This window comes from Ponticaulis profundi, assembly GCF_042659465.1.
Lineage (GTDB): Bacteria > Pseudomonadota > Alphaproteobacteria > Caulobacterales > Hyphomonadaceae > Ponticaulis > Ponticaulis profundi.
This window is the reverse complement of the sequence record NZ_JBHSSW010000028.1, coordinates 253,828-264,736: the sequence shown is the minus strand read 5'-3', so window position 1 is coordinate 264,736 and position 10,909 is coordinate 253,828. Positions and strand designations below refer to the sequence as shown.

The 10,909-nt window shown below is 53.6% G+C and carries 6 protein-coding genes; 2 read left to right on the top strand and 4 right to left on the bottom strand.

Translation table 11 applies throughout. The features are described 5' to 3' along the window. Nucleotides 1-99 precede the first annotated feature (99 nt). Together ACFQDM_RS15035 and ACFQDM_RS15030 are read left to right on the top strand one after the other, a co-directional pair. Nucleotides 100-2,850 (top strand): TonB-dependent receptor, encoded by a 2,751-nt coding sequence (locus tag ACFQDM_RS15035; RefSeq protein ID WP_377380424.1) that lies wholly within the window; start codon nt 100-102, stop codon nt 2,848-2,850. Nucleotides 2,851-2,932: 82 nt separating this feature from the next. Continuing rightward, complete coding sequence (locus ACFQDM_RS15030; protein ID WP_377380423.1) at nt 2,933-3,871, top strand: glycerophosphodiester phosphodiesterase family protein; 939 nt, start codon at nt 2,933-2,935, stop codon at nt 3,869-3,871. A 155-nt stretch (nt 3,872-4,026) separates the two neighbouring features. Here ACFQDM_RS15030 and ACFQDM_RS15025 read toward each other — a convergent pair whose 3' ends face one another. The 4 genes from ACFQDM_RS15025 to ACFQDM_RS15010 all read right to left on the bottom strand — a co-directional run bounded on the left by ACFQDM_RS15025 (nt 4,027) and on the right by ACFQDM_RS15010 (nt 10,736). Continuing rightward, on the bottom strand, nt 4,027-6,162 hold the full coding sequence (locus ACFQDM_RS15025) for a S9 family peptidase (RefSeq protein WP_377380421.1): 2,136 nt from the start codon (nt 6,160-6,162) through the stop codon (nt 4,027-4,029). 39 nt (nt 6,163-6,201) lie between these two features. After that, complete coding sequence (locus ACFQDM_RS15020; RefSeq protein ID WP_377380419.1) at nt 6,202-8,970, bottom strand: TonB-dependent receptor domain-containing protein; 2,769 nt, start codon at nt 8,968-8,970, stop codon at nt 6,202-6,204. Between the two features lie 121 nt (nt 8,971-9,091). Then, the gene (locus ACFQDM_RS15015; RefSeq protein WP_377380417.1) at nt 9,092-10,144 is read right to left on the bottom strand and encodes a FecR family protein; all 1,053 of its coding nucleotides are present in this window, start codon (nt 10,142-10,144) and stop codon (nt 9,092-9,094) included. Continuing rightward, the gene (locus ACFQDM_RS15010; protein WP_377380415.1) at nt 10,134-10,736 is read right to left on the bottom strand and encodes an RNA polymerase sigma factor; all 603 of its coding nucleotides are present in this window, start codon (nt 10,734-10,736) and stop codon (nt 10,134-10,136) included. The genes ACFQDM_RS15015 and ACFQDM_RS15010 overlap by 11 nt, the downstream gene beginning before the upstream one ends. Nucleotides 10,737-10,909 lie beyond the last annotated feature (173 nt).

The following is a 10,909-nucleotide window of genomic DNA, read 5'->3' as shown; positions in this document are numbered from 1 at the left end:
AAGTTTCGCAAAATGCTCTGTCTGGAGATCCCGATAGGCTCCGTTGTTCTGGACATGGCCCGCCCAATGGCGTCGTCAGCTCAGATCTAAGGAGATACTATGTCCATGAGGCTTTTTGCGGGTGTGTCGCTCGCCGCTATACTCATCGGTTCCGGGGCCGCAATTGCTCAGGATGCGGATGAAACGAATGTCACCGCCCCAAACCAGGATGATCAGAAAACCCTGGACACAGTCGTGGTCGCTGGATTTCGTACTGCGAACTCAGCAGCAATTGCTGACAAACGCGACTCTGATCGTATTACAGACGGCATCAACCAGGATACCATCGGCCTGCTTCCTGATCTGTCAGTCGCTGATATTGCTCGGCGTATTCCTGGTGTCACTTCTGTCTCATCAACCGGCATGGCCACAGACCGGTCGATCTCGTCGGCTGAAAACATCGTTATCCGCGGCCTGTCTCCAAGCTTCAACCTCGCGACATTTGACGGCGCACCGATCGCAACAGCGAGCGAGAGCGAACGCGCTGCAAATCTCAGCATGTTTCCTCCTTCGATCATCGGCCGTGTGGAAGCTGTCAAAACCCTCACAGCAGATATGAATCCGCATGGCCTGTCTGGTCAGCTGAACCTGGTCACGGCAAGCGCCTTTGACCATGACGAGGCATTCGGCAACTTCCGTTTTTCGATGGGTGACAACTCAACAGCTGGCAAGGTTGTCGACGATCAGGGGGAGAATATCCGGGCCTCCGGCCTTTTCGGAACAACCTTTGGTGCGCAGGACCAGTTTGGTCTGGTCGTTTCAGGTTCTTACGAGAAATTCTATTCCACCACACGTGACGAACGCCCAGGTGGCGAGAGCCAGACCTATCTGTTCTACACGAATGACCCGACTGACAACTCCCGCGTCGATAATTTCGGTGAGTCTAACGGCCTTCCAGCCCCGCGCCGGAACCAGATCTTCCTCTTCGAAAACGAACAGGAGCGTGTGTCTGCCGTTGCCAAGCTTGAATGGCGTCCATCCGTGGACACCAAAGCATCCGTTTTCGCCGGATGGTTCAAACAGGACGAACAAGAGACGCGCCACGAGCATCTGGACATTGCTGAAGAAAGCATCCGCCCGGTAAACCAGACAGCAACCACCGGCGAATGGCTCGCTGGCGCCATCGAAACCGGCTTCAGCTATCAACCGGAAGAGACAACAACCACTGCGATCACCGGCCGTTTTGAGCACAATTTCAACGAAGACCACGCCATCGATCTGACCGGCTCCTTCTCACGGGCAAAAGTCGATGTCGTCAAGAACATGTCGAAATTCCTCCCGCCTCGTTCAGCCGCAACCGCATTCTCATATGACATGTCCAGCGGCCGCCCCGTTCTGGACTTCAACAACCCTGATATCGCCAACGATCCGTCTATCGCTTCAATCAGCTATATCCGTGAGCGAACACAGGACATTCAGCAGGATCTGACCTATCTCGATGGTGCCTGGAAGATGAACTATGAAGCGTCCGATCGTGGATTCGGCTTCAAAGCTGGCGCCACTTACCTGAACCGCGACCACAGTTTTGACCGTGAGTATATTCAAGGGTCAGTCTACAACACGGCGGGCTGCGCAGAGGCTGATATTCAGCAATGTCCGGTCGTGACCTTCGACCAGTACATTGAAGACAACGTGTTCCCGACGACGGACCCGGACGTAAACTTCTACCTGATCGACGATGCCCGCCTTCGCGCCGACTGGATCGCTCAGGGCAAGCCACTGACCACCGACCGGACAGACAACTCGATCAGCTCGGACTACACCATCGATGAGACGATATACGGCCTTTATGCTCAGGGCGTTTACAAGGCAGACCGTTTCAAGGTGCAGGCAGGTCTTCGCTATGACACGACGGAAGTCGATGTTGATCTTTATGTTCGCGACCAGCGGCTGCCAAGCGATCCGGACTCGGCTCAATACCGACCGGAACAGCGAGCGTACGAGTATGACTTCCTGCTCCCGTCCCTCATTGGTACGTTTGAGGCATCAGACAACCTCCTGCTTCGTGCGGCCTATACGCGAACGATTGGTCGACCAAACTACGAATATCTGAAACGCGCCGAGAGTTTTGGTGTGCCGAATGATAGCGAAGGAACAATTTCGATTTCCCGCGGCAATCCAGACCTGAAACCTCTGGTATCTGACAATCTCGACATTTCTGCAGAATACTATTTCGATAATGGCGGGTCTCTGATCTCTCTTGCTGGCTTTCACAAGGACGTTGAGGACCTGATCTATGTCCTCACCACAGAAATCCCGGATTTCGAATACGAAGGTCAGTCTTATACCGCGACTGTAAATCAGCCAATCAACGCTTCCAGTGCATCGATTTATGGTTTGGAGCTCGGCTTCCGCAAAGACTTTGCCAATACGCTGCCAGCTCCATTTGATGGGTTTGTCTTTGACGGCAACCTCACCTGGATCGGGTCAGAGTTTACCTACGTCAACGATGCGGGTGTTGAGCGCGACCCAGGTGGTTGGCTCAACCAACCAGAGCTTCTGGTAAACGCCCAGCTTTCCTATGAGAAAGGTCCGTTCGGGGCAAAAGTCGCTTACAACTATGTCGACGAGTATCTCTCCAACATTCTGGCGGACGCTGGCGATATCTATGACGTGCACGCCCAACCTCGCGGTGTGCTGGACGTGCAGGCACGTTATCAGCTGACGGATCGGTTCACGATCCTTGGCGAGGTCCAGAACCTCACTGAAGAGGGCATGGAGTTTAACCGTCGCTTCCCATCGGGCGACCTGTTGGCAGGCAATGTCGAACGCGGACGCGTCATCTGGCTGGGGGTAAACTTCCAGTACTAAGGCTCAGATCGCTCCTAAAATATGCCGCCGGAATGGTCTGCACCTCCCGGCGGCATACCTCTTCTCAGATTGGATTTTCCCAATGAAATATGCCCCATTCTCCGCCCTGCTGCTGGGCCTGGCCGCTTGCCAGTTTCTGCCAGCCGATGCCGAATCAGATGCACCCGCCTTCGATCTGTCGCCAGAGATGAAGCAGATTATTGATATCGCCCATGATCCGGCTGATCCTTATGTCCTGATTGAAGCCCATCGCGGCTGTCATTCACTCGAACGTCCTGAAAACACGCTGCTCGCACTCGAACATTGTATCGCAGTTGGAGCTGACTGGATCGAACTGGATATCGCTCTTACAAGCGACGACCAGCTTGTCTTGATGCATGATCGCACACTCGACCGCACCACCACACTCTCAGGACGTGTTGATGAATACACACTGGCAGAGATCACGAGTGCCTACATCAAGGATGACAACGGTGAGGTGACGTCTCTACACCCGCCAACGTTTGATGAAGCTCTGGACCTGATGGCAGATCGAATTCTCTTCCGACTTGATATCAAGTGCTATGCGCGTTGCGAAAAGAACGGCTATGACATCGTTGGTGCGGTCTACGACATGGTGATCGCGAAGGGCATACTCGATCAATCCGTGGTCGAACCGGATGTACGTAAGCTCATGATTGCCAATGGTCTTAGCGACGATCAGTTCGTGGTCGTAGGTCCGAAGATCGAAGACATTGGCACCCCTGAAAAAATACCGCCTCATGCCGACTACATTCAGGTCAAAGACTTCGAACCGGATGCCGCACCGATTGAGCTGATGAAGCAATTTGCGCCTGTCATCCGCATGGTCGGCTTCCCATACAGCGAAAACCGCTCTGGCGGACATGGAGACACCACATCAGAGACCGATCCGGACGCTGGATGGGGCTGGCTGGTCGAGCACGGGGCCGACATGCTTCTGACGAACAATGCAGAAGGTGTGATTACCTACCTGGAGGCGAATGGATATCGCGAGAAGTAAAGATCTCACCCAAGATGGTTGCGACAGCGAAGCGGAACGCAGCTTCAGGACACGCATACGAACCGAACCAATTACCCCTTGGTTACGTCCTGACCGCTCGCTGTCGCAATCTTTATCGCCTGCCCAAAGAGCCAATGCATTGTTGCTGGCAGTTGCTACCGGATAGCTCGCAACATATCCCACCGGTCATACTGTTCTTCGTCTGTAGGATCGGGCTGTTCCTGATCTTTCAACCAGAACAGAAACCACTCAAGATTACGCATGGCAGATGCACGCTTTAAATCCGGGTCACGAAGATTGTGCCCGGTCTGGGGGTAGATAACAAACTCGGTCGCGACACCCGCCCGTGTCGCAGCCTTGGGGCCACCCATCATGGTTATCGCCTGGGAATAAGCACCAGCTTCGAACAGAATTGCGGTTCGCACATCATCGAAATGGAATTCCGGTGAGGTTTCCAGATAACGCTCCGGCCGGTCCCAGAGCCCCCCACCCCATAATTCATGATAGCCTCGCTCATAGAGATACATCGGGCTGTACAGATAGGTCAGCGCATTGTTTTGCGGCCCCTCGGCGAAAGACGCAGCGATAAAACGGTCCTTCTCTCTAGTCACGATCAGGGATCCGAGCCAAGCGCCATGGCTATGTCCTGACAGGCCCAGCCGTTCCGGGTCGGCAATCCCGCGGGCCACCAGGCTTTCAATGCCTGTCAGGACGTCTTCGACGGCCTCGCGATCTGGCGCAATTGGATTGGTAAAATCATTTCCAAAGCACTGTGTACCACGATAATTCGGGATGAATACCGCCACTCCCTCGAGCGCCAGAAGCTCAAGAGGATAAGGCCAGATACCGCCATACTGTGTGTAATACTGCGCGAACCGGGAGGTCATAGGCGGCGCCGGGCCGCCATGGAGAAACGTCACGAGCGGTATTGGTTCCTGTGACGCAGACGCGTCAGGGGGCAATAACAGCCAGCCCTGCAGCGTATCGCCATCCGCCCCAGACCAGCGAACCTCTTCAACGATCGGCAACTGCTTCCTCGAGATTTCCTCATTGGAACGGGACAATTGAACGAGCTGCCCATCGTCCAGAAGATATATTTCAGGCGGAGCGCTATGTTGTTCGTTGACAAACGCAATAGTGTCGCCGCGTTCATCAAATGATGCGAGATAACTGTCGCCCTGAATATCTGCCAGAACATCGATCGGGCGCGCGCCGGACGCCTCTAGCTGAAAGACGCTTTGTTTGCCCAGCGAGATTCCATCAACAACGGCCCGCCCATCCCCAAGCAGCGTTACCTCCCGCCCCGGAGGGTAGATGTCATAGTCAAACCAGGCTTCTGTTGCGTCGATCGGCCGGGCATTAACATCGACATACAGAATATGGCGTCTGTCCCGCCAGAGACTGGTCTGCAAGACCCGGCGAATGATCACCTTTTCGCCATCAGAGGCCCACTCCCCTCCAGAGTAATATACAGCATCATCACTCGTACCGAATGGGCGTGCCTTTAGGAGTGTCCGAAACTCATTGGTACGCAAATCAAAAATACCGATGCTCGTATAAAGCGGGGCAAACGGGCTGTCCGGTATGTCATCATGCAGATAAGCTATCGAGAGCCTCATCCCGTCAGGCGACCAGTGGAAGTCGACAACATCGCCCGGGATGTCCACGGTTATGCCTTCTCCTTCAGGCCCCCTCACATGAAGACTTCGTGTTGAGGATGAACGTCCCTCGGCAAAGTGCGGATTTACGAAGTGAAATTGCCGAAGAGAAGGATGATCTACAATGATCGGCTCCTCCCCCTCATGAAATTGTTCGAATAGGGACGGTTCACGTGGACCTTCACGCTTTGTCTGAACGGTGGTCCACGCGAAATCGCCGCCATCGCGTGAAAAAGCATAGGACGAGACAGGGGCAGCGCCATTTGTCAGTTGTCTGGTTTTCCCAGTAAACAGTTCAGTGGTATAGACCTGTCTCTCACCGTTGCTCGCGGACAGATAAGTCAGGCTGGCCCCATCCTTGCCCCAGTCAAGGCCCCGGGCGTCATCCGGAATATCTATGTCCAACGGCTCTTTATCAGGCAGAGCCCTTTGGACAATGACTGCACGTCCGGGATCCGCTGCACCGCCAAGCTGCACATATACGATCCAGTCGCCATCCGGCGACAATACAAGCTCTTCAAATGACTGGAGCCGATCGTAATCATCGACATCAAACCGTGTTGTATTGGGGGTGGACAGCGCGCTGCCCACCCCCATCAGGAGTGTACCGATCAATACGATTAGTCCGCGCACCTACCGGTTCCTTCTAAGATATTACCGAACACAACTATCCTAGAATTTTGTCGACAATTCTATCGATACGAACCGACCAAGCGGTGATGCGTTCGTCGGGTCATAACCGTAGACAGAGAAAGTCGGCGCATTCGTCGTGGCAGGTGGATCGGTGTCGAACATATTCTGCACAGAGAATCGGACTCGTGGCTCACCCAGATTGCCGCCGGCAAACTGATTACCCAGGTCATACGATATAGAAAGATCGTATGTTGTGAAGGAATCCACTTTCTGCGACCCCGGCAGGTCATCAAAACGATAACTGTTAGTGTAGTTCACAAACAGATTCGTCGTCAGACCGCCCTTGGCAAAGCCCGTACGACCTCGCAGGCGCAGATGCGTCGGGTTGTATAGAGTGTCGATTCTAGAAACCGCAGGCGTGGAAGGAGTGGCTTGATGCTCATACTCAAGAATATACGAACCACTCACACCGAGTGAGAACTCACCGTAATCTGTGTCAACACCGTAATCTGTACTGAAGTCAAATCCCTGAACGAGTGTTCTTGTCAGGTTCTTGGTCAGCTGGACTGTACTGATGATTTGAGCATCCAGTGGATCAACATCACCACGCAGTTGGATTTCCTGCACGCTGTTGAGAAGGTCGTTGATCGTATCGAGTGACGGCATATACACAACTGTTCCTGGCGGGAAAGCAGTATCATCCCCCCAGGCAATATTTGGCGCATCGAAAACGCTTCTGTTGTTTGGCACAGGCGTGTTGCCGAGACGGTTCTCAAAATCGATATCGAGATATGTGGCTTCAAGAGAGATCCGGTGGGCACCAAACTCCTTGTCGAAATCGAACCCTGCCGTGAAGGTTTCCGACTCCTCCGCTTGCAGGTTCCTCGCCGTGCCGGAAACGTAAATCGCTGTCACATCTGCGATCGAAGGATCAGCCGCTGCGAGTCCGAACACGTTGTTGATATCCGCCGTGCCAGCCACGAAGGCAGTGTAATCGAGCGCGCCGACACGCCCCAATGGTGGAGGATTAAAGGACTTACCGAAGGATGCCCGCAGACGAAGTGATTCAACAGGAGACCACAGCACACCGAGCTTTGGAGTGGTCTGCGATCCGAAGTCGCTATAGTCCTCGTATCGGCCGGAGAGGCTCAGGTCGAGCCTGTGCGCGCCAGCAACACCATCTTCCTCGGAAATCAGCGGAATGTACAACTCACCGAATACTGCCGAGACATTGCGATCTGCTTCGCGTTGCACCGTGTCGATATCAACGCGGACGTTAGAAAAACTTTCTTCCCGATACTGACCACCGAAGGCACCATGCACCTCCACACCCCAAAGTGTGCCCAGAATACCGGAAGCCTTGGCATCAAGCGTCCACAATTCAGACTCGATATCCGTGCGCCAGCTGGAATCCACCTCTGTGTTCACATCGCCATCTGTTTTGCTGTAGGCTCCAATGAAGTCTGCCGTCCAGTTTTCGGAAATGTTCCACTCAAGAGCCGCCGAGGACGACACCGTGGTAGTATCAGGCAGAATACGGATATAATAAGTCGCACCGGACCAATCCCGGCGACCGGTTCGATTGCCATACAGAAAGTCAGACTTGAACCTCAGGTTTGACAAAATGTCCTGCGAAAACGCAGCCACAACGGAATTGCGCTCCGAACTCGGGAAAAGATCATTTGGCAGGATGGCCTCAGAAGAGAACGAACGATCCCCAGCACTGAGATTGCCCCGGTTAAAATACTCGTAGGCTACGAGGGCGTTACCGCCGTCCCATGCCTTACCGTAGGTCATGCTCGCCCTGTACTCGTCCAGATCTCCGTTCGTGACAGAGCCGTACCGCACCATGGCTTCGGCACCGTCATAGTCTTCACGCAGGATAAAGTTCATAACGCCCGCGACCGCATCGCCACCATAAATCGACGATGCCCCATCGGTCAGAACTTCCATTCGCTCGATGGCAGAAGCAGGAAAAAGCGAAATGTCGACAAAATCGCCGAGCCCGGAAGATGGCGCAACACGGTGATTGTTGAGGAGAACGAGCGTACTACCGGCCCCCAGACCGCGCAGGTTGGCACTTGAGCCATATGTTCCCGAGCGCCCTGAGTTGTAACTCGCGCTGAAGTCGTTCGGCAGGCCACCGACCACCTCGGCATTGGAACCGCCACCGAAGTTTTGCGGCATTGTCTTCAGGAAATCCTGAATGGTTGATACACCGCTTTCCTGCAAGTCTTCCCGGCTGAATACCTGGACCGGCGAGCTGTCTGGCGCGATCCCCCTGATGTTTGTCCCCGTGACAACGATTACGTCTTGGCGCAGAGGTGTTTTTTCTGATTCATCACTCTCCACCTCTTCAATGATCTCGACCTCATCGTTGCCACGCTCTTCGACATCTTCCACGACCTGTGCATAAGCTGTTGCCGAGGAAATACTGGCGACCCCTGCCAGTAATGCCGTTACAAATTTTGTGCTGCCCATCTCTTCTGTTGGCTCCCGTTCCATACGCGAAATGACAATCACTTCGCTCTCGGTAAGGTCAGCAGAAAACTCAGTACCCCGAAGCAATTCATCCAACGCCTCGGAGATCGTCATGTAGCCCGTAACGGGGTTTACCCCCCGACTTTCAGCCAATTCGTATGGGTGGAGATATCCAATTCTGGCCTGTATTGATATTTCGGCCAGCGCCTCTCCCAAGGTCTCCTCATCAACATCAAACTGATATTGATGATCCCGCTCAACACCTTGAGCCATACTCCCCTGCGCGAGCACACAGCAACATACGGCGAAGGTGATCGCCGCATTCATCACTACACCCCTTACAGCACCCACTCGCATTGGCCTAACGGTTCATCCCCTCTGTGTTTTCGTCGGCCTCATTGTTTCAGACTGACGAGAACGCAAAATCCACAGTATAAAAACGCATATTTTATAGATTTTCTTTTTCTTCCTTATACGAAAGAACGATGATGTTACTCGATTGCTTCACAGCAACAATATTGAAGGCCCGCTCCAGCGAATCAAACATCCCTCTGACATTACCAGCCTCGAACGAGCCGGAGATCGGCAGCGTTGCGATTGCCTCATCTTCAATACGGATATCAACATCCGTATACCGCCTCATTTCTTCAACCACGTCAGCAAGCGGATCACCCGCGAAGGATAAGAACCCATTTCGCCACATCAGGCTGCGGGCCAAAGCCGACTGTTCCAGATTTTCCCTGCGTTTCTGTTGGTCATCAAACACTGCCCGCTCATTGACAGAGAGAGCGGCGATCGAAATCCAGCTATCGCGATCTTCTTGCTGAAGCTGCGCCTGTGAATTTTCTCCCGTTCGCCGGAAAACCTCCACAATCCCTTCCTCAACCGTGACGTCTACCTCATCGTCGATCAAACGTACGGCGAATGCGGTGCCGACAGCCTCGACGACACCCCCGGCAGCAAAAACACGGAACGGACGATCAGGATCTTTTGCCACAGCGAAATGCGCTTCGCCCGCCTCCAGAATGACGGTCCTGGACCGACGATCGATAGCGATATGTACTTCGCTGTCAGTATTCAACATCACGACCGACCCATCTACCAGAGCAATCTCGCGGCGTTCGCCTTTGGCAGTCTCCGCAGTGAGTTGTTCAGTCGCAACCCAGAAGTGGCTTGTATTGAGCACAATTGCCCCAACTGCCAATACCAGACACGCCGCGATGGCGCCGCCAATGAAGCGCGACCATGACGCAGCCGCTCGCGACTTCTCCGGCAATGGATCGATAAGCCGATAGGCAGCAAGCCGGTCTGCATCGCCCCAGACGGCAGCCAGTCTTTTGAACGCTTCCTCGAACCGCGGGCTTTTGCGCATACGCCCCTTCAGGCTGGCAATCATTTCTGGCGTTACATCGTCGCCATCCAGCCGGATGATCCAGGCTGCTGCCTCTTCCTCGATAACATTATTGTCGGGAAACTCGATAATGTTCTCTCTAGTCGCCATTGTGTAATGGCTCCTTCTCCCATATCGGCGCGCCTGTTGTTTTATCATGGCGCGCTCTTGTTACTGTTTCGCCAAATTCCTGCGGATCATATCCATGCTCGCGCATATAAGCGCTGCACTTGATCAGGCCTTGGGCTGCATGTTTTTCGGCCGTCGACACCGAAATCCCCAGTTTGGTGGCGACGTCCTTCATGGACAAGCCTTCGATCTTCCGCAAAATGAAAACCTTCCGGCAAACTGGCGGCAACTGTGAAACGGCCATCGACAGGATGGCCAGCTTTCGACGCGAGTCATAGATCTGTTCAGCGCCAAGGCCATCCATATCCATCAAGACCGCCTTGTCCTCCGTTTCCTCCATATAGCTGGTGGATGTATTGGATTTTTTTGCCAGCTCGCTGAGTGCAGAATGCTTTGCCGCTCGAAACAAAAGCGCTTTCGGATTGAGGACAGGCCCGCGCAATTCAGTCGCAAAGACCTTTATGAACGCTTCATGCGCGATATCCTCGACGTCCTGGGATCGTGAAAAAAATCTGTACAGATATTTCTTTATAGCTTTCTCATGATGGAGATAAGCTTCCAAAATATTGCTCACATCGGCCCCTCTAACGTCGCGCAAGAAGGCTGCCGCGCCCAGATAGACGGCTGGCCATCTCGCCACTCAGACAAGGAATATTAGCCGACCATAGCGCGGCTGGCGAGCGAACATAACAAGAAAAATTTATATAAATCAAAAGTTTGTGTGTCACAAAAAACACGATTCATCTT

What these genes read in the sequence shown, in the direction of transcription:
- ACFQDM_RS15030 (WP_377380423.1), top strand. Translation starts at nt 2,933, where the DNA reads ATGAAATATGCCCCATTCTCCGCCCTGCTGCTGGGCCTGGCCGCTTGC.
- ACFQDM_RS15015 (WP_377380417.1), bottom strand. Translation starts at nt 10,144, where the DNA reads ATGGCGACTAGAGAGAACATTATCGAGTTTCCCGACAATAATGTTATC.
- ACFQDM_RS15035 (WP_377380424.1), top strand. Translation starts at nt 100, where the DNA reads ATGTCCATGAGGCTTTTTGCGGGTGTGTCGCTCGCCGCTATACTCATC.
- ACFQDM_RS15020 (WP_377380419.1), bottom strand. Translation starts at nt 8,970, where the DNA reads ATGAATGCGGCGATCACCTTCGCCGTATGTTGCTGTGTGCTCGCGCAG.